Annotated in this window: 20 protein-coding genes; 11 read left to right on the top strand and 9 right to left on the bottom strand. The window is 71.2% G+C overall.

The window, feature by feature from the left end:
* The first annotated feature begins 1 nt into the window (after nt 1).
* The 4 genes from BLR68_RS07015 to BLR68_RS07000 all read left to right on the top strand — a co-directional run bounded on the left by BLR68_RS07015 (nt 2) and on the right by BLR68_RS07000 (nt 5,231).
* On the top strand, nt 2-859 hold the full coding sequence (locus BLR68_RS07015) for an alpha/beta hydrolase (protein ID WP_018187545.1): 858 nt from the start codon (nt 2-4) through the stop codon (nt 857-859).
* Complete coding sequence (locus tag BLR68_RS07010; RefSeq protein ID WP_018187546.1) at nt 856-2,274, top strand: rhamnulokinase; 1,419 nt, start codon at nt 856-858, stop codon at nt 2,272-2,274. Before BLR68_RS07015 ends, BLR68_RS07010 begins: the two co-directional genes overlap by 4 nt.
* Nucleotides 2,275-2,318: 44 nt before the next feature.
* Nucleotides 2,319-3,638, top strand: a complete 1,320-nt coding sequence (locus BLR68_RS07005) for an MATE family efflux transporter (protein ID WP_018187547.1) — start codon at nt 2,319-2,321, stop codon at nt 3,636-3,638.
* A 165-nt stretch (nt 3,639-3,803) separates the two neighbouring features.
* The gene (locus tag BLR68_RS07000; protein WP_018187548.1) at nt 3,804-5,231 is read left to right on the top strand and encodes an AAA family ATPase; all 1,428 of its coding nucleotides are present in this window, start codon (nt 3,804-3,806) and stop codon (nt 5,229-5,231) included.
* Nucleotides 5,232-5,270: 39 nt separating this feature from the next.
* On the opposite strand, the gene BLR68_RS06995 is transcribed toward BLR68_RS07000, so the two are convergent.
* Nucleotides 5,271-6,791: a CitMHS family transporter gene (locus BLR68_RS06995; RefSeq protein WP_018187549.1), complete on the bottom strand. Its 1,521-nt coding sequence runs from the start codon at nt 6,789-6,791 to the stop codon at nt 5,271-5,273.
* Nucleotides 6,792-6,961: 170 nt separating this feature from the next.
* Here BLR68_RS06995 and BLR68_RS06990 point away from each other — a divergent pair, with 170 nt between their 5' ends.
* From BLR68_RS06990 to BLR68_RS06980, 3 genes are read left to right on the top strand one after another with little or no spacing between them, the layout of a single operon-like run.
* Nucleotides 6,962-8,590 carry a sensor histidine kinase gene (locus tag BLR68_RS06990; RefSeq protein WP_018187550.1) on the top strand — a complete coding sequence of 543 codons (1,629 nt, stop codon included), beginning with the start codon at nt 6,962-6,964 and terminating at the stop codon, nt 8,588-8,590.
* Nucleotides 8,583-9,242, top strand: coding sequence for a response regulator (locus tag BLR68_RS06985; RefSeq protein WP_018187551.1), 660 nt, complete (start codon nt 8,583-8,585; stop codon nt 9,240-9,242). Before BLR68_RS06990 ends, BLR68_RS06985 begins: the two co-directional genes overlap by 8 nt.
* Before the next feature lie 60 nt (nt 9,243-9,302).
* The gene (locus BLR68_RS06980) at nt 9,303-9,722 is read left to right on the top strand and encodes a hypothetical protein (RefSeq protein ID WP_018187552.1); all 420 of its coding nucleotides are present in this window, start codon (nt 9,303-9,305) and stop codon (nt 9,720-9,722) included.
* A gap of 10 nt (nt 9,723-9,732) precedes the next feature.
* Here the strand turns inward: BLR68_RS06980 and BLR68_RS06975 are convergent, their stop codons facing one another.
* Genes BLR68_RS06975 through BLR68_RS06950 form a run of 6 tightly spaced genes read right to left on the bottom strand, consistent with a single transcriptional unit; the run spans nt 9,733 to nt 15,760 of the window.
* A complete protein-coding gene (locus tag BLR68_RS06975) occupies nt 9,733-10,362 on the bottom strand; it encodes a TrmH family RNA methyltransferase (RefSeq protein WP_018187553.1) in 630 nt (209 codons plus the stop codon).
* Between the two features lie 9 nt (nt 10,363-10,371).
* Nucleotides 10,372-12,159 (bottom strand): sensor histidine kinase, encoded by a 1,788-nt coding sequence (locus BLR68_RS06970; RefSeq protein WP_018187554.1) that lies wholly within the window; start codon nt 12,157-12,159, stop codon nt 10,372-10,374.
* Nucleotides 12,160-12,206: 47 nt separating this feature from the next.
* On the bottom strand, nt 12,207-13,394 hold the full coding sequence (locus tag BLR68_RS06965) for an ABC transporter permease (RefSeq protein WP_018187555.1): 1,188 nt from the start codon (nt 13,392-13,394) through the stop codon (nt 12,207-12,209).
* Nucleotides 13,387-14,091, bottom strand: a complete 705-nt coding sequence (locus tag BLR68_RS06960; RefSeq protein WP_018187556.1) for an ABC transporter ATP-binding protein — start codon at nt 14,089-14,091, stop codon at nt 13,387-13,389. The genes BLR68_RS06965 and BLR68_RS06960 overlap by 8 nt, the downstream gene beginning before the upstream one ends.
* The gene (locus tag BLR68_RS06955) at nt 14,088-15,140 is read right to left on the bottom strand and encodes a peptidoglycan-binding protein (RefSeq protein ID WP_018187557.1); all 1,053 of its coding nucleotides are present in this window, start codon (nt 15,138-15,140) and stop codon (nt 14,088-14,090) included. The genes BLR68_RS06960 and BLR68_RS06955 overlap by 4 nt, the downstream gene beginning before the upstream one ends.
* Nucleotides 15,137-15,760 carry a hypothetical protein gene (locus BLR68_RS06950; RefSeq protein ID WP_018187558.1) on the bottom strand — a complete coding sequence of 208 codons (624 nt, stop codon included), beginning with the start codon at nt 15,758-15,760 and terminating at the stop codon, nt 15,137-15,139. Before BLR68_RS06950 ends, BLR68_RS06955 begins: the two co-directional genes overlap by 4 nt.
* Before the next feature lie 111 nt (nt 15,761-15,871).
* Between BLR68_RS06950 and BLR68_RS06945 the strand changes: the two genes are divergently transcribed.
* Both BLR68_RS06945 and BLR68_RS06940 read left to right on the top strand, forming a co-directional pair.
* Complete coding sequence (locus BLR68_RS06945; RefSeq protein ID WP_018187559.1) at nt 15,872-16,561, top strand: response regulator transcription factor; 690 nt, start codon at nt 15,872-15,874, stop codon at nt 16,559-16,561.
* 59 nt (nt 16,562-16,620) lie between these two features.
* Entirely contained in the window at nt 16,621-17,889 is a 1,269-nt protein-coding gene (locus tag BLR68_RS06940) for an Nramp family divalent metal transporter (protein WP_018187560.1), read from the top strand.
* Nucleotides 17,890-17,907: 18 nt separating this feature from the next.
* Here the strand turns inward: BLR68_RS06940 and BLR68_RS06935 are convergent, their stop codons facing one another.
* Nucleotides 17,908-18,930 (bottom strand): amidohydrolase family protein, encoded by a 1,023-nt coding sequence (locus BLR68_RS06935; RefSeq protein ID WP_018187561.1) that lies wholly within the window; start codon nt 18,928-18,930, stop codon nt 17,908-17,910.
* A gap of 92 nt (nt 18,931-19,022) precedes the next feature.
* On the opposite strand from BLR68_RS06935, the gene BLR68_RS06930 reads away from it, so the two are divergent.
* Nucleotides 19,023-19,793, top strand: a complete 771-nt coding sequence (locus BLR68_RS06930; RefSeq protein ID WP_026302925.1) for a TetR/AcrR family transcriptional regulator — start codon at nt 19,023-19,025, stop codon at nt 19,791-19,793.
* A 10-nt stretch (nt 19,794-19,803) separates the two neighbouring features.
* On the top strand, nt 19,804-20,442 hold the full coding sequence (locus tag BLR68_RS06925; RefSeq protein WP_018187563.1) for a metal-dependent transcriptional regulator: 639 nt from the start codon (nt 19,804-19,806) through the stop codon (nt 20,440-20,442).
* Nucleotides 20,443-20,445: 3 nt separating this feature from the next.
* Here BLR68_RS06925 and BLR68_RS06920 read toward each other — a convergent pair whose 3' ends face one another.
* A complete protein-coding gene (locus BLR68_RS06920; protein ID WP_018187564.1) occupies nt 20,446-21,399 on the bottom strand; it encodes an SDR family NAD(P)-dependent oxidoreductase in 954 nt (317 codons plus the stop codon).
* Nucleotides 21,400-21,455 lie beyond the last annotated feature (56 nt).

The following is a 21,455-nucleotide window of genomic DNA, read 5'->3' as shown; positions in this document are numbered from 1 at the left end:
GATGAGCGACATCCCCACCCCCTACGGCGCTGCCGGCGGCCTCGTCCGCGTCTACCCCGCCCGCGTCCTCGAGCGCCCGACCCCGGGACTGGTGTGGCTGCACGGCGGCGGGTTCGCCGCCGGCGACATCGACATGGCCGAGGCCGACCACGTCGCACGGACGTTGGCGGATGCCGGGACCACGGTCGTCTCCGTCGACTACCGCCTGGCGCCGCTGCCCGACGGGTGGGAGGCTCCCGCGACCGAACCCGGGCGCGAGCGCGCGGGGTTCCCCGCGGCATCCGACGACACCCTTGCGGCCTGGGACTGGCTGCTGACCGAGGGCGCGACGCTCGGAGTGGATCCGGCGCGGCTCGCGATCGGCGGCGCGAGCGCCGGCGCGAACATCGCGACCGGTGCAGTCCTCCGCCTCATCCAGAACGATCGACACCTGCCCGCGCTCGTCCTGCTCGCCTACCCGACGCTGCTGGCCGAGCAGCCCGCACCCGAGGGCGAGCTCCGCGCCGCGCTCGACGCCCGACCCGCGGCCGACCGGTTCGGGCCGGATGCCGTTCGCGGCATGTACGAGAACTATCTCGGCGGATCGGTCGTCGACGCGCCGCTGGCGGCCATTCCGGGGCTCGCAACTCACGAGGACCTCGCCGAATTCCCGTCGACGCTCATCGTCGCCGGCGACGTCGACGAGCTCCGCGTATCGAGCGAGCACTTCGCGCGGACCCTCACCGAAGCCGGCCGCGACGTCGAGCACGTGATCGAGCCCGGCACCGACCACGGCCACCTCAACCGTCCCGACGAGGGGGATGCCGCATCCCTCACGCTGGCCCGCTTCGCCGCGCGCCTGGCGGCCCTCACCCCGTGAGCATCGCGGGGGGCACCGTCGTCGCCGTCGACCTGGGCGCGACGAGCGGTCGGGTGATCGTCGGCAACGTCGGCTCCGACACGCTCGAGACGACGACGGTCGCGCGGTTCGCGAACGACCCCGTGCGGATCTCGGACGGCCTGCACTGGAACATCCTGGGCCTCTACGGCTCGGTACTCGACGGACTCCGCGAGGCGCTGCGCGACGACGTCGCGAGCATCGGCGTGGACTCCTGGGCCGTCGACTACGGCCTCATCGCGCGCTCGCGCCTGCTCGGCGAGCCGTTCCACTACCGCGACGAGCGCACGACGCGCGGCGTCGAGGCGGTGCACGCCTCTCACCCGCACGAGGCGCTGTTCGCCCGCAACGGCCTGCAGTTCCTGCCGTTCAACACGCTCTACCAGTTCGCCGCCGAGGACCGTTCCGTGCTGCGCCTCGCCGAGCACGCCCTGCTCATCCCCGACCTCATCGGGTATTGGCTCACCGGCCAGGCGCGCACCGAACGGACGAACGCGTCGACGACCGGTCTCCTGCGCGCCGACACGGGGGAATGGGATGCCGACCTGGCGGCCGCCCTCGGCATCCCCCAGCACCTGCTGACCCCGCTCATCTCCCCCGGCGAGACACTCGGATCCCTCACCGCCGAGGTCGCCGCGAGGCTCGGCGCCCCGCGGACCGCGGTGACCGCCGTCGGGTCGCACGACACGGCATCCGCCGTCGTCGCCGTACCGATGGCGTCGGGCGATGCCGCCTACATCTCGTGCGGCACGTGGGGACTCGTGGGCGTCGAGGTCGACCGCCCGGTGCTGACCGACGCGGCCCGCGAGGCGAAGTTCACGAACGAGGGCGGCGTCGACGGACGCACCCGACTGCTCCGCAACGTCATGGGTCTCTGGATCCTCAGCGAGACCGTCCGCGGCTGGCAGCGCGAGGGGCACGAGATCGAGCTCGCCGAACTGCTGGCTGCCGCGGCCGATGTGCCCGGCCCGGTCGCCGTGTTCGACGTCGACGACGCGCGGTTCCTGCCCCCGGGCGACATGCCGGCGCGCATCGCGGCGTGGTGCGAGGAGCACGGCGTCGCCGCCCCGCAGAGCCGGGCCGAGATCGCCCGGAGCATCATCGAATCGCTGGCGCAGGCCTTCGCCGACGCCGCGCACGAGGCCGGCCGGGTCGGCGGGGTCGACGTGCGCGTCATCCACATCGTCGGCGGCGGGTCGCTCAATGAGCTGCTGTGCCGGCGCACCGCCGATCGGGCGGGCGTCCCGGTGCTCGCGGGCCCGGTCGAGGCGACCGCGCTCGGCAACATCCTCGTGCAGGCGCGGGCCGCGGGTCTCGTCTCGGGCTCGCTCGAAGCCCTGCGGGACCTCGTCGCCCGCACGCACGAGCCCCGGCGATACGAGCCCGGTGCTCGCTGACCGCCGGGCGGGCTGAGCCACTCGTCACCCCTAGGCTGAAAATCATGCCTGCGCCGACCTTGAACCGCGAGATCCTGCGCCTCGCCGTGCCCGCGCTCGGCGCGCTGGTCGCCGAGCCGATGTTCCTGATCGTGGATGCCGCCCTGATCGGCCACCTCGGCGTCGTTCCGCTCGCGGGTCTCGGCATCGCCGGAGCCATCCTGCAGACGATCGTCGGGCTGATGGTCTTCCTCGCCTATTCGACGACGCCCGCCGTCGCTCGTCGCTTCGGAGCCGGCGACCGCAAGAGCGCCGTGAGCGTCGGCATCGACGGCCTGTGGCTCGCGCTCGGGCTCGGCGCACTGCTCGCCCTCGTCGGGTCGCTCGCGACGCCGTGGCTCGTGGGGCTCTTCGACGCCGGTCCCGATGTGACCGACCAGGCGATCGCCTACCTCGGCTTGTCGATGTGGGGACTGCCGGCGATGCTCATCGTCTTCGCCGCGACCGGCCTGCTGCGCGGGATGCAGGACACCGTCACCCCGCTCTGGATCGCCGGGCTCGGCTTCGGCGCCAACGCCCTGCTGAACTGGCTCTTCATCTACGGGTTCGGATGGGGCATCTCGGGCTCCGCCGCCGGCACCGTCGCGGCGCAGTGGGGCATGGTCGCCGCCTACGTCGTCGTCATCGGCCGGCTCGCGCGGCGGCACGCGGCATCCGTCCTGCCTCAGCGCGATGGAGTGCGCGGATCGGCGCGGTCGGGTGGGTGGCTGTTCCTGCGGACCGTGTCGCTGCGCGTCGCCCTGCTCGCGACGGTCGCGGTCGCGACGGGGCTCGGCACCGCCGAGCTCGCCGGGTGGCAGGTCGCCTTCACGATCTTCTCGACGGCGGCCTTCGCGCTCGACGCGCTCGCGATCGCGGCGCAGGCCCTGATCGGGCGCGGGCTCGGAGCCGGTGACGAACCGTTCGTCCGGCGCGTCCTCGGCCGGACGGTCGCGTGGGGCGCGTGGTTCGGGGTGATCGTCGGGGTGATCATCGTGGCACTGTCCGGCGTGATCGGGCTCGCCTTCACGGGCGATCCCGAACTCGCGGCCCTCATCGTGCCCGCCCTTCTCGTGCTGGCGATCGCACAGCCCGTGTGCGGAGTGGTGTTCGTCCTCGACGGCGTGCTCATGGGCGCCGGCGACGCCAAGTACCTCGCGATCGCCGGCGGCCTCAACCTCCTGCCGTACCTGCCCGCCCTCGCGATCGTGATCGCCCTGCACCCGGGCGGATCGGGCGGCCTCGCCTGGCTGGCGGCGTGCTTCTTCGGCGTCTACATGCTCGCGCGCCTCGGCACCCTGGGCTGGCGTGTGCGCCGCTCGGAGTGGATGACCGCCGCGGTCTGAGCGGTGGCGTCAGTCCTGCGGCAGGCGGCGCTTCCGCGGAGATCTGCCTTTCCGCGGACGGCTCTGGGGTGACGAGCCCGCTCGAACGCCGATCTCCGCTGCACGGCCGGGTTCGGCCTCCGGTGCCCGGTCTCTCGTGTCACCCCACTCCCCTATAGTGCGGGCATGGACTCCCGTGACGACGACTTCCTCCGCGACTTCCACCGCCTCATCCAGCGCGTGAATCGGATGCCGGAGGTCGAGACCGCCCCGCTGACCCCCCTCGGCGAGCGGGTGCGCGACCACCTGAGCGCTGACCCGGCCCAACTGCCGATGGTCACGGAAGCGGTCCCGCCGCATCGTCTCGTCGACCTGGATCTCGCGGTCGATGCGATCGGCGGAACGGATGCCGAGGTCGTCGGCATCCGCGGTGGGCAGCACCTGCAGCACGAGGAGTTCGCCGGCCTCCTCGCATCGCCCTACGCGCGCATCCAGCCGGGCCCGGTCGAGTACGTGACCGTCGCCACCGGTCCGACGACGACTCGGCAGACGAAGTCGACTGCAGTGCACCTCTTCCGCTTCGAGGGAGTGCCGGTCGCGGCGCTGCAACGGGCTGCCGACCCGCGGGCCGGCCGCAGCGAGGCGACACTCGACGTCATCACCGCGACGCCGGAGGTCGCGCCCAGGCTTCTGGCCGAGATCCGTCGGCTCATGAACGAGCTCAGCGTCGTCCGCGGCAACGTCGTGAGCTTCGCGCGGAGCGAGTACGGGGCGAGCGGCGTCGGGGGCATGACGTTCCTCGAGCGGCCGACGATCACCGCCGATCAGGTGATCCTGCCCGAGGGCCTGCTCGACCGCATCCGCGCTCACGTCGTCGAGATCGGGGATCGCGCCGACGAGCTGCGTGCCCGCGGCCAGCACCTCAAGCGGGGCGTGCTGCTGTACGGCCCTCCCGGAACCGGCAAGACCCTGACCATCCGCCACCTCATCCACGAGACGCCCGGAACGACGGTCGTGTTGCTGCAGGGCGCCGCACTCGGGCTGATCGGCGAGGCCGCCTCACTCGCACGTGCGATGAGCCCCGCTCTGGTCGTCCTCGAAGACGTCGACCTCGTGGCCGCCGATCGGGGCGACTTCGGACTGCAGCCGCTGCTGTTCGAGGTGCTCGACGCTCTCGACGGTCTGGACGGCGATGCCGACGTCGCCTTCGTCCTGACGACGAACCGCGCCGAGATCCTCGAGCCGGCCCTCGCCGCACGCCCCGGCCGGGTCGACCTCGCGCTCGAGATCCCGCTGCCCGAACTGTCCGCCCGTCAGCGACTGTTCCAGGTGTACGGGAGCGACCTGCCGTTCTCCGCCGAGGCGCTGGAGCGCGCCGCCGAGCGCGCCGAAGGCGTCACCGCATCCTTCGCGAAGGAGGTGATCCGACGCGCGGTGCTCCGGGCGGTGTCCGACGACCGAGACGTCACGGACGGCGACCTGGCCACCGCGCTCGACGCCATGATCGACGACACCCGGGGAATCTCCCGCGTGCTGTTCGGCGGTGAGGCCGCCGCCGACGCGGCAGGCCCGCACGGCGTCACCAGCAGCATCCGCTTCGGAGCGGACTACTGATGCGCCCCTCTCGCGTGTTCGCCTGACCCGCGCCAGGACTCAGGCCATCAGCGGGATGGACCCCACGAGCACGCCCACGGCGAGCATGACGAGCGAGACGATCACAGCGCGCCACAGGACCTTCTTGTGGTGGTCGCCGAGGTTGACGCCTGCGAGCGAGACGAGCAGCAGGATCGCGGGCACGAGCGGGCTCTGCAGGTGCACGGGCTGGCCGGTGATCGAGGCGCGCGCCATCTCGACGGGTTCGATGCCGTAGGTCGTCGCGCTCTCGGCGAGGATCGGCAGGATGCCGAAGTAGAAGGCGTCGTTCGACATGAAGAACGTGAACGGGATCGACAGGATGCCGGTGATCACGGCCATGAACGGTCCGAGCGACGGCGGGATCACCTCGGTCACCCAGCTGGCCATCGCCGACACCATGCCGGTGCCGTTCAGCACGCCGACCAGGACGCCGGCGGCGAGGACCATCGAGACGACGCCGACGATGCTGGGGGCGTGGGCGACGATCTCATCGGCCTGCGTCTTGAGCCGGGGGAAGTTCACGATCAGTGCGATGGCCGCACCGACCATGAACACGTAGGCCAGCGGGTAGATGTCGAGCACGAGCATCACCATGACGGCGAGGGTCAGCACGAGGTTGAACCAGATGAGCTTCGGCCGGAGCGAGGCACGGTTCGGGTCGAGCAGGGTATCGGCCATCGCGGTGTCGGCCGTGTCGACGAGCTTCGCGGCGTCGACCGCGTTGCGGGCGCCGCGAACGGTGACGATGTTGCCGGTGCGCAGGTGCGCGAGCGCGCCGGGCTTGTTCTCGGCGCCGCGGAACAGGCGGGGAGCGCCGAGGCGTCCGTCGCCGGCCGTGGCTTCGAGACGCGACGTGTCGACCGATCCGGCCAGGCGGCGACGCTCGGAGAGCCCCAGGAACCAGGCGAACAGCAGGGAGATCACGAGGCCGGTGGCCAGCGAGGGCAGCATGGGGACGAAGATGTCGGTCGGCTGCAGGCCGAGGGCCGAGGCAGCGCGCACCGTGGGGCCGCCCCACGGGACGATGTTCAGCGTGCCGTTCATGAGGCCCGCGACACAGGTCAGGACGACGGGGCTCATCCCGAGCCGCAGGTAGATGGGCAGCATCGCCGACGTCGTGATGATGAAGGTGGTCGAGCCGTCGCCGTCGAGCGAGACCGCACCGGCGAGGATCGCCGTGCCGAGCACGACCTTGGCGGGGTCGTCGCCCAGCAGGCGGGTGATGAGGCGGATGAGCGGGTCGAACAACCCGACGTCGATCATGATGCCGAAGTACATGATCGCGAACATGAGGAGCGCCGCAGTGGGGGCGAGGTCGCCGATCGCGTCGATGACCATGTCGCCGAGGCCGAGACCCGCGCCGGCGAAGAGGCCGAAGATCGTCGGCACGGTGATGAGCGCGACCATGGGGGTGAGGCGCCGGGTCATGATCAGCGCCATGAAGGTCAGCACCATCACGAACCCGAGGATGACGAGGATCGTGTCCGGTGGGGTGAACGCCACGGGGTACTCGACTGCCTCGGTATGCACGATGCTCATCGCGACTCCTTCGTCGTGAAGCGGCTCCGGCGGTTTCGGTGCCTGGTCCCGCGATCGTAGGGATGCCGTGCACCAGGGCGCGCGCTAAGGCTCATTCCCCTGCGTTGTGCGCGTAACGTGGCTTTCGCTCATTGTGCGCAGGAGGTGGTCGGGTGCGGTTCGGGAGCAGGATGCTGGTCCTCCAGCTCGTCACGCAGGTGTGCGTCGTGGCGGCGTGCGCCGGCGTCTTCCTCTTCCTCGGGGTGCAGCAGCTGCGCGCCGAAGCGGAGTCCTCGGCGCTGAACATCGCCCGGAGCGTCGCGGCGACCCCCGACGTCCGCGAGCTGGTCGCGGAATACTCCGCCGACCCCGGCACGCCGGATGCCGCGAAGCTTCGCGGCGGCCCTCTGCAGGGGTACGCCACCGCCGTCTCGGACCGTACGGACGTGCTGTTCGTCGTGATCACCGACGATCACGGCATCCGTCTCGCCCACCCCGACCCGGACCGGCTCGGTGACGTCGTGAGCACGAGCTTCGACGACGCCCTCGCCGGGCGCGAGGTCGTGACGTGGGAGTCCGGCACGCTCGGCGAATCCGCACGCGCCAAGGTGCCGGTGTACGCGCCCGGCGACGGCGACCGGCCGGTCGGAGAGGTGAGCGTCGGATTCGAGCGAGCCAGCGTGTTCCGCGATCTGCCCGCCCTCCTCACCGGCATCGCCGTCGCGGTCGTGCTGGCCCTCGCCCTCGGCGCGGTCGCGGCGCTGCTGATGCGCCGGCGGCTCGAGCGCGTGACGCTGGGGCTGCAGCCCGAAGAGCTCGCGGCGCTCGTGCAGACCCAGACCGCCGTGTTCGAGAGCGCGGACGAGGGTGTCGTCGCGGTGGACCCGGACGGCACCGTGCGCGTGTGGAGCGAGGCGACGACGCGGATGCTGGGCGTCGCCGCCGCGCCTGGGACCGCCCTTCGCGACGTCCCGGTCGACCCGTCGGTGTGCGATGCGCTCACGGGGGGCGCGCCGTCGGGACTCGCGGTCGGCGACCGCATCGTCTATGTCGACGTCCGCCCGGTGCGTCGCGGTTCCCGCGCACTCGGCACCGCGGCGATCCTCCGCGACCGGACCGATCTGCTCGCCCTCACCGAGCGTCTTGACGGCGTCCGCACCCTGACCGACGCGCTGCGCGCGCAGCGCCACGAGTTCGCGAACCGCCTGCACGCGGCATCCGGTCTGCTGGACGCGGGCCGCGGCGAGGAGGCCCGCGACTTCCTGCGCGAGGTCTCGGGTCGCGGCGCCGTCGACCTGCGGGTGGCCGGGCTGGATGCCGTGACTGACCCGGTCCTGCAGTCGTTCCTCGGCGCGATGGCCGAGAGCGCCCGCGAACGCGGCGTCGAGTTGCGCGTCGGGCCCGACACCCTGCTGCGCAGCACGCTGCGCGAGGTGGAGGACGCCCTCGCCGTGATCGGGAACCTCGTGGGGAACGCGGTGACGGCCGCGGCATCCTCGTCGGCGGACGCCTGGGTAGAGGTGACCCTCCTCGACGAGCTCGACGGGGGCGAGCTCGTCCTGACGGTGGCGGATTCGGGAGGCGGCGTGACGGAGCCCGGCGACGTGTTCGCCGCGCGCACGGTGTCGGAGACCGAGACGGCGGTGCACGGCCATGGCATCGGGCTGCCGCTGTCCCGTGAGCTCGCGAGGCGACGCGGGGGCGAGGTCTGGATCATCGACGCAGGCGGCCGCGACGGCGGCGCCGTCTTCGGGGCTCGTCTGCCCGCGGTGATGGGTCCGGCGGGACCGGGTGAGATCGAGGAGAGCGACGATGAGTGACATCCGTGTGCTGATCATCGACGACGACTTCCGCGTCGCCGGCGTGCACCGCGACATCGTGACGGGGGTGCGCGGATTCACCGCGCTCGAGCCGGTCCGCACCGCGGCCGAGGCGCTGGCGGCCGTGCGGGCCGACACCCCCGACCTGATCCTCGCCGACGTGTACCTGCCCGACGGGGACGGCATCGAGGTGGTGCGCTCGTGCGGCGTCGACGCGTTCGTGCTGAGTGCGGCGACGGACGCGCGGACGGTGCGGCGCGCCTTCCGCGCCGGCGCCCTCACCTACCTCGTGAAGCCGTTCGACGCGCGGACGCTGGCCGATCGCCTCGACCGGTACGCGCGCTACCGCAACCTGCTCTCCGACGCCGCCCCGCTCACGCAGGACCAGATCGACCGCGCGGCGACGGCGATGCGCGGCGCCCCCGACCAGGCGTCGGTGTCGCGGTCGGCGACGGAGCGGACCATCCTCGGCGCGCTCGCCGACGGCGAGGCATCGGCGAGCGAAGTCGCCGAGCGCAGCGGCATCTCACGCGCGACGGCCCAGCGCCACCTCACCGCGCTCGCTTCGCGCGGGCTCGTGGAGATCAGCCTGCGATACGGCACGACGGGCCGCCCTGAGCACCGCTTCCGCGTGGCGGATGCCGCGGGCTAAGGTGACACCACGCCACGACGGCCGTGTCGCGCAGGAACCGCTCGGGGAACGGACTCCACCATGACGAACACAAGCCGGATCACACTCGCGACCGCTCTGATGGCCGCATCGGGTCTCGCACTGACCATCGGAGCCACGGCACTCGCGACCTACCTGCTGACAGCGGACGGCACCTTCGCCGAGCTCGTCGTGGTCGCCGGCGCCGCCGGCACCGCCATCGTCACCGGCATCGTCGGCGTGTGGCTGCACCGGTTGAGCACCGTCGTCTCCGCCTTCGCGACGGTGGGATACCTGGTCGTGGGGGCGACGATTTTCCTCGGCGCCGTGACGACCCTCCAGGATGCTGCGGCGGGAGGATTCGCGAACATCGGAGCGGGACTGCTCCTGCTCGTCGGCTCGGTCCTCGCCGTGCCGGCAACCGCTCTCGCCGTGACGCTCGCCGCCTTCTACCTGCGGTCCCGCCGGTACGCCGTGGCCTGACGACGCGGGCTCACGCGTAGCGGCGGCACCATTCGTACATGACGACCGCCGCGGCGGCCGAGGCGTTGATCGACCGGGTCGACCCGTACTGGGTGATCTCGACGACGCCGGATGCCGCGGCGAGCGCCTCGGGCGACAGCCCCGGCCCCTCCTGCCCGAACAGCAGGACGCAGCGCTCGGGCAGGTCCGCCCGGTCGACCGGAACCGAGCCGTCGACGTTGTCGATCGCGAGGACCGGAAGGCCCGCGGCATCCGCCCATACCGTGAAGGCCGCGACGTCCTCGTGGTGGCGGACGTGCTGGTACCGGTCGGTGACCATCGCGCCGCGCCGGTTCCAGCGTCGCTTGCCGATGATGTGCACCTCGGCGGCGCCGAACGCGTTGGCGCTGCGGACGATCGAGCCGATGTTCATGTCGTGCTGCCAGTTCTCGATCGCCACGTGGAACGGATGCCGCTTCTCGTCGAGGTCCGCCACGATCGCCGCCATCGTCCAGTACCGGTAGCGGTCGACGACGTTGCGGCGGTCACCGTGCTCGAGCAGGTCGCGGTCGTAGTGCGGATCGTCGGGCCACTCGCCCGGCCACGGCCCGACCCCCACCGGAAGCTGCGGCTCGGCGTCGGGCTCGGTCGGGTCTGGCACCGGTCCAGGTTAGTCGGGGCATCCTGGCAGGAGGACGGTGAAGCGGGACCCGACGCCCACCTCGCTCGTGACCTCGACCGATCCACCCAGCGCCTGGCTGAGTCCCTGAACGATCGACAGCCCGAGTCCGGAGCTCTCGCCCGACCGCGTGCGCGCCGGGTCTCCCCGCCACAGCCGGTCGAACACGAACGGCAGGTCGTCGGCGGCGATGCCCTCGCCGTCATCGGTCACCTCGAAGCGGACGGTTCCGCCCGTCGCACCCGCGCCGACCCGCACGGACCCGCCCGCGGCGGTGTGGCGGAGAGCATTGCCCACCAGGTTGCTCAGGATCTGTCCGAGGCGCGCGGCATCGGTGCGCATCGGCAGAGGTCCCTCGACGTCGGCGGCCAGCGTGACGTCTGCGGCCGCGGCGCGAACGAGATGGGCCGCAACGACGCTGCGGACGACCTCGGCGGCATCCACCGGTGCGAGGTCGACGGCGAGGTCGCCCGTCTCGGCGAGCGCGAGCAACTGCAGGTCGCGCGTGATGGTCTCCATGCGTCCCGCTTCGGTGAGCACGAGGCTCCGCAATTCGGCATCGCTCATTCCGAGCCCGTCGTCAGCGGCCTCGACCCAGCCGCGGATGTTCGTCAGGGGGCTCCGCAGTTCGTGTGCCACGTCACCGAGAAGACGGCGGCGGGCGGTCTCGTGACTGGCGATCTCCGCCGACATCCGGTCGAACGCCGCACCCACGTGGGCGAGGTCGTCCGTCGCACCGACTCCGCTCCGACCCGCACGCTCTCCGGCGGCGAAGCGGTCGGCGGCGTCTTCGAGCTTGCGCGCGCTCCGAAGGGTCGGCGCGAGGATGATGGCGGCTGCGGCCGCGAGAAGAGCCAGGAGCACGACCACGACGATCGCGAGTCGTGCGATCGTCCCCGGGCTCGCGTCGAAGGGCCCGCGGACGTTCCCCCGGAGGTTCGTGAGGACGATCTGGACGGTCGGCGCCGTGACGGCGGAGGCCTGCTCGACCTGTGCGCTGAGGAGGCATCCCGCGGTGATCTCCGACCCGGGGGGATCGGTGCGGAACGCGAGTTCCGTTCTCGCCGCCGCGGCCGAGAGGTCGAGGTCGACACGGTCGATCGGAGGAGCACTGGCGTCGAGCAGGCACCGGTTCGTGAGTTCGCGCAGTTCGTCGAGAGCGTCCTGTTCGGACGGCAGCGGGGTGTCGAGTCGGGTCCGCCCGCAATCCGGGGCGTTGTCCGTGGCCCACACCACCGGGCGTCCCGTCGTCCAGACGGTCGAGCCGATGACCGCCGTTCCCAGGCAGGCGCGGACGTCAGCAGCGCGCGCGGTCAGCGCCGTCCGCTGATCCTCGCTGAGACCAAAGGGGCCGACGATCCCCCGGTGCAGGCGCAGCTCGAGGGTGCCCGGCTCGGCGTACTCCTCGAGCGGATCGAACGTCATCGTCGACTCCTCGGGTCGCGGCAGAGTCGGCGCACTGTCGGCGATCAGCTCTCCGTCCCCCCCGACGAGCGCGATCCGCCGGCCGGTGTCGTGCGCGAGTTCGAGGAGCTCGGGTCCGACTCCGTCCCAGGTCGGATGCCGGCCGGCCCACAGACTCAGTTCGTCGAGGATCTGCTCGTTCCGGGCGAGGGCGGCATCCGATGACCGCTGGTCGAAGCGGTACTCCGCCGTCTGCGCGAGCCACAGCGTGCTGCCGACCGACGCGACGACCAGGAGGAGGCCTGCGGCGAGGTACCGCAGCAGCAGGCGCGGCGTCCGTCGCCGTGTCTGCTGCTCGTCCGATCGCACGCTCATCCCGTCGGCAATGCTCTCACCCGCCGCCCCCTCATCCGCTGCGCCCCTCATCCTGCGGCGAGGGCAGCGGTCGGCGACTGCCGTGCCGCATGGATCGACGGCGCGAGCCCGGCGAGCGCCCCCGTCACCAGGGATGCCGTCACGCCGAGGACGATCGTCGCGACCGGGATGACCACCGGCCACCCCTGCGTCGCACTCCACAGCACCGTGCCGAGCAGCCCGAGCGAGACTCCCAGGAGCCCACCCATCGAGCAGAGGACCACCGCTTCGACGAGGAACTGCGCGCGGATCTGCCCCCGATGCGCACCGAGCGCCCGGCGCAGCCCGATCTCGCTCCGGCGCTCGAGCACCGAGACGAACATCGTGTTCGCGATCCCGATCCCGCCGATGAGGAGGGCGATCCCCGCCAGTGTCAGGAACAGTCCATCGAAGTTCGCCTGGGCGGCATCCTTCGCGGCGAGCACGGCCGACGGGCGACTGAGCTGCACCATGCCGGCCGCCCCCGGCGAGAGCGTCGCGGCCACGATGGGCCGGAGCGCCTCGATCTGCGACTCGGTGCCGGTGAGGTAGGCCACGGTGGGGGCGCCGTCGAAGTCGAGCCATCGTCGGGCGGCCGCGTCGCTCACGAGCACGGCCGACTGCAGGTCGGGCGCGAGAGGGGTGTCCTCCAGAACGCCGATGACCTGGAACGGGATGCCGCCGAGGTCGATCGACACCGCACGATCGGGGAGCTGTGAGAGCCCGAGGCGGTCTGCGGCATCGGAACCGAGGACGACGACCGGCAACGGATCGTCGCCCACCCACCGGCCTTCGGCCAGCTCACCCCGGACCACACCGAGCAGGTCGCCCGTCACCGCGAGGGTCGTGATGCCGCTCTCGACGTAGTCGCGGAGTCCGTTGCTCCGGACTCCCGCATGGGCGTTTCCGACCGTCGCGGCATCCGTGACGGGACCGATGCGTTGCAGCATGCCGCGCGATTCGGGAGGGAGCGGGATCGGCTCACCGTCGACGCCGACCCTCGGATCGGCGCGCAGCAAGTTCGCTCCGAGCTTCGTGAGCTCCTGATCGAGCGCGGCCTGCGACGAGGCGGGCAGCGCGGTGACCGTCACGAGGGTGGCGATGCCGATGGCGACTCCGAGCGAGGCCAACACGGCGCGCAGCGGGCGGGTGAACAGCCCCACGGTGCCGAGGTTCAGCAGGTCCCGGATGCCGAGGCGAGGCCGACGTTCAGACATGAGCGACCTCTTCCCCTGCAGGAGCGGCCGTATCCGACACGATCCCGCCGTCGCGGAGCTCGACCCGGCGCGGCATCCGAGCGGCCAATCCGGTGTCGTGGGTGATGACCACGACGGTCGTGCTCTCCCGATTGAGTCGCTCGAGGAGGTCGACGATGCGTTCGCCGTTGGCACTGTCGAGCGCTCCGGTCGGCTCGTCGGCCAAGACGACCAGGGGTTCGGTGACGACGGCGCGGGCGATCGCGACACGCTGGCGCTCCCCGCCGGAGAGGTCCCGAGCCCGGTGCGCGAGGCGGTGCGCCAGCCCGACCCGCTCGAGCGCCGCTCGGGCGCGATCGCGACGGAGCCGGCGCGGGACGCCGCTGTACAGGAGCGCCGTCGCGACGTTGTCCTCGGCGCTCAGCCCGTCGGTCAGATGGAAGCTCTGGAAGACGAAACCGATCGTCCGCCCCCGCAGGGTCGAGAGCGCTCGGTCATCGAGGTCGTCGGTGTCGATGCCGCCGACCCGGACGGTTCCGCTGGTGGGCCGGTCGAGGGTGCCGAGGACGTTCAGGAGCGTCGATTTGCCGGCGCCGGACCGTCCGACGATCGCGATGATCTCGCCCGCATCGATCCGGAGCGACACGTCCTGCAGAGCCGCGACGCCGCCCGGGTGGATGCGGCCCACGTGATCGAGTTCGAGAGCAGGCGTGGTCATCGTGCGGTCACCACCGTCATGCCGGCGGTGATCCCGTCACCGGTCACTTCGACGCGGCCGTCCGCGATGAGCCCGATCGTGACGGCGCGCAGCCGCCCGGATTCGTCCTGCAGCGCGTAGCCCCCCTCGGCGAGCGCGATGAGCGCGGGCACGGGGGCGATGAGCACGTCGGCGACGGTCTTCGTCACGACGCGGACGACGACGGCCCCGGCATCCACCTCGGCGACGGCCTTCTGGTCCGCGATCTCGACCGTCGCCCGCACCTGGGACTGCGCCCCGTCGCCCGCCGTGCCGACGTCGCGGATCGTGCCTTCCAGCTTGCGGCCGTCGGGCAGCTCGATCTCCGCAGCCGCCCCCGCACCCACGAGCCCCGCGTCGCCAGCGGGAACGACCGCCTGGACGATCCTCGCGGTGGTCGAGGCGGTGAACGGCGTTCCGGTCGCGGTGTCGCCGAGCCGGGCCGTAACTTTCGCGATGCGACTCTCGGCGGTGAGGACGACGACATCCGTCGGTGCGAGGTCTCCCGTCCGTTCGAGGCCGAGCGCCTTCTGCCAAGAGCGCACGGCCGCGCGGAACGCACTGTTCGTCCGCGCATCCGCCGGGTCGGCCCGGCGGAGATACCCGAGCTCCATGAGGTTCGCCGCCACCATGCTCACGTCGGCACCGGTCATGCCCCACGAGGTCAAAGGCCGGTAGAGCGCGGTCGTCCCGATGAGCACCGGGATGGCGTGGTCATCGACACGGAGTGCCGTCGCGCCTCGCGCGAGGTCGGTACCCGGTGCCGGCAGCCAGGTGATCGTCCCTTTCGCCTTGACCGACACGGGCTCGGCGGCGCCGAACCCGATCGACCCGTCCAGAGTCGCGGTCAACGACAGGTCGCCCCGCTCGATCTCGGCTGTCGCACGTTCCACCTGCGATGACGGCGCGGGCTCCGGCGACTGCTCGGTCGCTTTAGTCACGGCTGCCACCCCACCCGCGGCGAGGAGGAGCGTCGCCCCCACGGCGGCTGCGGCGATGGCGAAGGTGCGTCGACGGCGGTCGCGGCTCATCGGGTTCCGCCCGAGACGCCGGCGACGCACCCGTCGACCTTCGCCATCCCCAGCGAGATCGACGCCGAGTCGTTCTGCTCACCACCGAAAGCGAAGTTGATCTGTCCGAACTCGTCTGCGGGGGTGATCTCGACGTAGCGGACGCCCTCGGCGTGGAGGCAGTCGACCACCTTCTGAGCGAATCGCAGCGCGTCCGGGTTCTGGGCGTCGAGCTCGTGCGGCGGGAGCGGCGCGAACCTCATGCAGAACGCCTCCGCCTCGGCAGCCGCCTCGGGGTCGTCGTTGGTCGCAACGCCCACGCCGCTGTCCTGGCCGCCCGTGATCGTCGCCTTGGGCATCCGATCCGCGAGGCATCGCTCTCGAGGCTGCCACGCCGCCTCGCCCTCCTCCTCGGTCATGTCGAGGCGCAGCCGGACCGGCTCACCGTATTCGGCGGTCAACGGGTCCTCCGTCGCCGTCTTCTCGGGCGCCGCCGTCTCGAGACTCGCGATCTGATCGTCCGGAACAGGGGCGGCATCCTGGCCCTGCGGCGCCGTACCGGCGGTGCAGCCGGTCGCGAGCAACACCGTGAGGGCGAGGCCGGCGAGTACGCCCAGGGGGCGGGTCGAATGGCGGAACATGGTTCTCCGATCTCTGTCGTTGCCCCCACAGTGATCGCCGGTTGTGAAGGGAATGTGAGCGTGCGGTGCCGAGACCGTCTTCGCTCCGGTCGCGCGCCTACAGTCGATGACGTGGCCCGCATCGTGATCGTCGAGGACGACGCCCTGCAGTCCGAGCTCATCCGCCGATACCTCGAGCGCGAACGGCACGATGTCGAGGTCATCGACGACGGAGCCGTCGCACTGACCTCGATCCGCGCCTCCTCCCCCGACCTGCTGATCCTCGACGTGATGCTCCCCGGACTCGACGGGCTCACCTTGTGCCGCACGCTTCGCGAAGAGATGCACGAGCTGCCGATCCTGATCCTCACGGCGCGGTCGACCGAGAACGATCTGCTTCTCGGTCTCGAGCTCGGTGCCGACGACTACGTCACGAAGCCCTACAGCCCTCGCGAACTCGTCGGTCGCGTCCGCGCCCTGCTGCGGCGGGCGCTGCCTGCCACGACGATCCGCACCGACGTCGTCGTGGGGGGCCTCGTCATCGATCCCGAGCGCCGAACGGTGACCGTCGATGCGCGACCCGTCGAGCTGACCCGGGCCGAGTTCGATCTGCTGCTCGAGTTCGCCACTCAGTCGGGCATCGTCCTCAGCCGGTCGCAGCTCCTCGACCGGCTGCACGGCTCCGCGCAGTGGATCGGCCCGCGCACCATCGACACCCACGTGAAGAACCTGCGACTGAAGATCGAGGACGACCCCCAGCGGCCGGCGAAACTCATCACCGTGCACGGCGTGGGGTACAAGCTCGAGTCCCCCACGGGCTGAGCTCGCCGGAGCCACGATGGTGCTTCCGGGCATCCGCTGGCCCTGTTAGATTTTTCGGTATGCCGAAAAATCCCGGGACCGCCCGTCCGCGCACCCGCGCGGCGTGGCTGCTCGGGCCCGCACTCGTCGCGGGAGTCGCCTATCTCGACCCGGGGAACGTCGCGAGCAACATGACCGCCGGCGCCCGCTACGGCTACCTGCTGGTGTGGGTCGTCGTACTCGGCAACGTCATGGCCTGGCTGATCCAGTACCTGTCGGCGAAGCTCGGCATCGTGACAGGGCGGAGCCTTCCCGAACTCCTCGGCGCCCGCTTCCGCACGCACACCGCTCGTCGCGCGTACTGGCTGCAGGCGGAGCTCGTCGCGATGGCGACCGACGTCGCCGAGATCATCGGCGGTGCGGTCGCCCTGTGGCTGCTGTTCGGCGTGCCGCTCGTGTGGGGCGGGCTCATCACGGGCGCCGTCTCTATCGCGCTGTTGCTGATCCAATCCCGCCGCGGCGCGCGCACCTTCGAGTTCGTCATCATCGGCCTGATGGTGATCATCGCCGTCGGTTTCACCTACGGCGTCTTCATCGGCCCGCCCGACGCGTCCGGCGTCGCCCAAGGCCTGCTCCCCCGATTCGAGGGGACCGGATCGGTGCTGCTGGCGGCATCCATCCTCGGCGCGACGATCATGCCGCATGCGATCTACGCGCACAGCTCGCTCGCCCGTGACCGCTTCCATCCGGCCGAGAGCCGGCGAGCGGATGCCGCGGCCACCGGCGCGGCCCTCGACACCCGCCGGGTGCTCCGCGCCACGCGCTGGGACGTCACGATCGCCCTGGCCGTCGCGGGGACGGTGAACCTCGGCATCCTGCTGCTGGCGGCGGCGAACCTCGCCGGGGTCCCCGGAACCGACAGTCTCGAGGGCGCCTACGCGGCGCTGCAGAACGGCATCGGTCCGGTCGTCGCGACGCTGTTCGCCGTCGGGCTCCTCGCGAGCGGCCTCGCCAGCAGCGCGGTCGGCGCGTATGCGGGAGCCGAGATCATGCACGGGCTGCTGCGCGTCCGCATCCCGCTCCTCGCGCGCCGCCTCGTGACGCTCGTGCCGGCGCTCGCGATCCTCGCGGTCGGCGTCGACCCGACGCTCGCGCTGATCATCAGCCAGGTCGTGCTGAGCTTCGGCATCCCGTTCGCCCTCATCCCCCTCGTCTCGCTCACCGCGAAGAGGGATGTGCTCGGCGCGTACCGCAACCGGGCGTGGACGACGGCCGCCGGAATCCTGGCGTCGGTCTTCCTCGTCGCGCTCAACGGGCTGCTGCTCTGGCTCACCCTGTTCGGCTCGTGACGACACGACCTTTGGCCGTCATCGCCGCCGGGCCCGCAGCGCCTCCCAGTTTCCGGATCCGATGGCGACCTTCTGTTCGTGGGTGAAGGGGGAGTCCTCGAGGAAGCTGCGCCCGACCCCGGCCGAGGTGTCGAGGAAAGGAAACCCGCCGGGCCGCGTGCCGAACGTATACGGGTAGTCGGTGGAGTAGACCATACGTTCCGTGCCGACGACCTCGGCGGTCCAGCGCAGGTAACGCTCCGACACGGTGCCGCTGCCGGCGATCCAGAAGTTCTGCGTCCAGTAATCGAGCAGCGGGCGCTCGAGGTCCGCATTGTGGGCCATGATGCCGGTGTGGTCGAGGTAGAACATCACCAACTCGCCCCAGTGCCCGGCAACGACCTGCAGGTCGGGGTGGCGGTCGAAGACGCCGCTGAAGATCATCCGCATGTACTGGATGCCGAGGTCGTAGTACCACCCGAGTCCGGCGGTGGCCAGTCCCATGCCAGCGGGGCCGAGACCCGAATAATAGGAGTCGATGACACCGGGAGTGGGCACCTGCGGGTGGAAGTGCAGGGGCACGCCGAGTTCGACGGCCTTCGCGTACAGCTCGTCGTACGCCGGCGAATCCGCCAGGACATCGCCGGTCCGGCCGTAGAGCATCGCGCCGACCATGCCGAGTCGGGTGACGGCCCGCTCGAGCTCCGTGGCTGCCGCGGTCGGATCGGCCGTGGGGATCGTGGCCCATGCCTGGAACCTGTCGGGACGTTCCGCGACGATCGCGGCAAGGTGATCGTTCGCGTCGCGGGCGACGACGGGCGCGTCCGCGGCAGACAGGTTCTGGACCCCGGGCGAGTTCAGTGAGAGAACGGCCATGTCGATCCCCTGATCGTCCATGTCGGCCAGGCGTTCCTCCCCGGTGCTGCGGAGTCGGCGCGCGAAGGGGGCATCGCCCCACCCGCCGTGCGGGTTGGGCTGGACGCCGGAGCGCTCCCAGGCGTCCAGCACGAGGGGAAGCGCGATGTGCTCTTCGAGTCCGACGATCGTGATCTTCTGCGACATGGTTGGCCATCCCTAAGCGTTTATCGACGATATCGGCGATGTGTTATCGCTGATAATATCGACAGTAACACCGGGAGGGTATCGTCGTAACCGTGGTCACTGAGGAAGAGGACACCCAACGGCATCGCGTGCGGGAGACAATCCTCCTGGCGGCCAGCGAGCTCATCGCGGAAGGGGGCGCCGCGGCGATGACCACGCGCGCCGTGGCGGTGCGCGCGGGCGTCCAAGCACCCACGATCTACCGCCTGTTCGAAGACAAACAGGGTCTGGTGCGAGCAGTCGCTGGCTACGTCCTCGAGACCTACGCTCGGTCCAAAGATGTCGCTGATGACGACGCCGATCCCGTCACTGCCTTGAGAGTCGCATGGCGAGCGCACATCGACTTCGGGCTCGCCAATCCGGGTCTGTATCTCCTCATGAACGACGCCACCCGGGCGAATCGAGGAGCCGAGGCCTCCCCGCCGTCGGACATCCCCGACGTCCTGACAGTGCGCGTCCGAGCAGTTGCGGCGGCGGGAGTCCTGCTGGTCACCGAGGAGAGAGCAGTAGACCTGATCCGCGCGGCGGGCGACGGGGTGATCCGCTCTCTGCTCGCCTCGCCGGCCGACGCGGAGCGCGTGTCGACCCTGTCCGACGACATGCTGAACGCCATCCTCGGCCGCATCGTCGAGGGCCGGGGTGAGACGTCCGCCCGCCCTGTCGATGCCCTTCTGATCCAACTCCGGGCCGTCGCGGACGAGTTGACGGATCTCAGTGCGGCCGAGAGGACGCTTCTCCGCGAGTGGGTCAGTCGTGGTGACGCTGGGCGGGGGTCGGTGGCTCGAGATGTCGCCGCGTTCGGTTCGCGATCGGCCGGCGGATAATCTGGGGCGCGTGCCCGCGTCCACCGTCGACGACTATCTGAAGACGATCTACCACCACACCGAGTGGCAGACCGATCCCGTCACTCCCTCGGTGCTGGCCGCCGAACTCGGACTCGCGCCCTCATCGGTGACCGAGATGATCAAGAAGCTCGCAGCTCAAGGCCTCGTGTCGCATCGTCCCTACGGCCCGATCTCGCTGACGGATGCCGGGACCCGCCGCGCGACCGCGGTGATCCGACGGCATCGCCTCATCGAGACGTGGCTCGTGCGCGAGTTCGACTACGCGTGGGACGAGGTGCACGACGAGGCCGAGGTCCTCGAACACACGATCAGCGACCGGCTGCTCGCGGGGATCGACGCGCGGCTGGGGCATCCGCGGTTCGACCCGCACGGCGACGCCATCCCGGCACCCGACGGCAGCGTGGAGCGCGAGCCGTTCGTCCTGCTCGCCGAGGCGACGATCGGGCACACCGGACGGGTGCTCCGGGTCTCGGATCGCGACCCCGCACTGCTGCGCTCGCTCGAGGAGGTCGGCCTCGACGTCGGCCACACGGTCACCGCCACGGGGCGCGACGCCGTGCAGGTCGACGGCGGCCCGACGATCGACCTGCCGCCCGCCGCCGCGCGCGCGGTGTGGCTCACCGCCTGAGCGTCAGCGCAGGCGCAGCTTGCGTCCCTTGAGGTAGGGCCATTCGGCCCGCGTCGCGTGCTCGGCGTAGTGCCACATGCGGGCGCCGACGTCGGGATCGATCGTGACCCGCGACGGGCGGACGAGCACGGGCGACCCCGTGTACGTGCGCGCCGGCCCCCAGTACTGCCCGCCTTCGGCGTCGGGGTCGATCAGCGCCCGGACGGGAGCCCACGCGCCGCTCTCCTTCGACTGCGAGACAGCGGCCTGCAGCCCGCCGAGAAACCGCTTGCGTCGCGACGGCACACTGACCCCCGCGATACGCCGGGTACGACCGCCGAGGGAGTACCCCGGGTGGGCGACGAGACTCGCGACGGGGACGGATGCCGCCCGCAGCCGCCGGTCGGCTTCGAAACCGAGCGCGGAGGTCGCGACCTTGGACTGCACGTAGGCACGCCACGGCGTGTAGGCGTCGACGAGTTCGGGGTCGATCGGATCCCACGGGAAGAGCTTCGTCGCGACCGAGCCGAGCCACACCATCCGGCCCCGCGCCGCCGCGAGCGCGGGCAGGAGGGCACCCGCAAGCGCGTAGTGGCCGAGGGCGTTCGTGGCGATGACGAGTTCGTGGCCGTCGCGGGTGACTTCACGGGTCTTCGGCGGGTGCACGATCCCGGCGTTGAACAACACGCCGTGCAGTCCCACGCGGCCGCGGACGGTCGCCGCGGCGGCGCGCACCGAGCCGAGGTTGCTGGTGTCGAGCGCGAGCGTCTCGAGGTCGGCATCCGGCACCTGCGCCAGGATCGCGGCGCGCGCACGTGACAGTTTCGACGGGTTCCGCGCCGTCATGACGACGTGGGCACCGGCGCCGGCGAGCTGCAGGCAGGAGAAGAATCCGAGGCCCGTGTTCGACCCGGTGACGAGGTAGCGACGGCCGCTCAGATCGGGGAGATCGTTGGGGTCCCAGTCGTTTCGCGCCACACCCTCGACCCTACGCTCGGGCGCCGCGTCGCGGCATCCCTTCGTGGGAGAGTTGA

This window comes from Microbacterium sp. 77mftsu3.1, from assembly GCF_900100525.1.
Taxonomy (GTDB): Bacteria; Actinomycetota; Actinomycetes; order Actinomycetales; family Microbacteriaceae; genus Microbacterium; species Microbacterium aquilitoris.
The sequence above is the reverse complement of the archived record's forward strand: the minus strand, read 5'-3'. Positions and strand labels throughout refer to the sequence as shown.

What these genes read in the sequence shown, in the direction of transcription:
- BLR68_RS07015 (WP_018187545.1), top strand. Translation starts at nt 2, where the DNA reads ATGAGCGACATCCCCACCCCCTACGGCGCTGCCGGCGGCCTCGTCCGC.
- BLR68_RS07005 (WP_018187547.1), top strand. Translation starts at nt 2,319, where the DNA reads ATGCCTGCGCCGACCTTGAACCGCGAGATCCTGCGCCTCGCCGTGCCC.
- BLR68_RS07000 (WP_018187548.1), top strand. Translation starts at nt 3,804, where the DNA reads ATGGACTCCCGTGACGACGACTTCCTCCGCGACTTCCACCGCCTCATC.
- BLR68_RS06995 (WP_018187549.1), bottom strand. Translation starts at nt 6,791, where the DNA reads ATGAGCATCGTGCATACCGAGGCAGTCGAGTACCCCGTGGCGTTCACC.
- BLR68_RS06990 (WP_018187550.1), top strand. Translation starts at nt 6,962, where the DNA reads ATGCTGGTCCTCCAGCTCGTCACGCAGGTGTGCGTCGTGGCGGCGTGC.
- BLR68_RS06985 (WP_018187551.1), top strand. Translation starts at nt 8,583, where the DNA reads ATGAGTGACATCCGTGTGCTGATCATCGACGACGACTTCCGCGTCGCC.
- BLR68_RS06980 (WP_018187552.1), top strand. Translation starts at nt 9,303, where the DNA reads ATGACGAACACAAGCCGGATCACACTCGCGACCGCTCTGATGGCCGCA.
- BLR68_RS06970 (WP_018187554.1), bottom strand. Translation starts at nt 12,159, where the DNA reads ATGAGCGTGCGATCGGACGAGCAGCAGACACGGCGACGGACGCCGCGC.
- BLR68_RS06965 (WP_018187555.1), bottom strand. Translation starts at nt 13,394, where the DNA reads ATGTCTGAACGTCGGCCTCGCCTCGGCATCCGGGACCTGCTGAACCTC.
- BLR68_RS06960 (WP_018187556.1), bottom strand. Translation starts at nt 14,091, where the DNA reads ATGACCACGCCTGCTCTCGAACTCGATCACGTGGGCCGCATCCACCCG.
- BLR68_RS06955 (WP_018187557.1), bottom strand. Translation starts at nt 15,140, where the DNA reads ATGAGCCGCGACCGCCGTCGACGCACCTTCGCCATCGCCGCAGCCGCC.
- BLR68_RS06950 (WP_018187558.1), bottom strand. Translation starts at nt 15,760, where the DNA reads ATGTTCCGCCATTCGACCCGCCCCCTGGGCGTACTCGCCGGCCTCGCC.
- BLR68_RS06940 (WP_018187560.1), top strand. Translation starts at nt 16,621, where the DNA reads ATGCCGAAAAATCCCGGGACCGCCCGTCCGCGCACCCGCGCGGCGTGG.
- BLR68_RS06935 (WP_018187561.1), bottom strand. Translation starts at nt 18,930, where the DNA reads ATGTCGCAGAAGATCACGATCGTCGGACTCGAAGAGCACATCGCGCTT.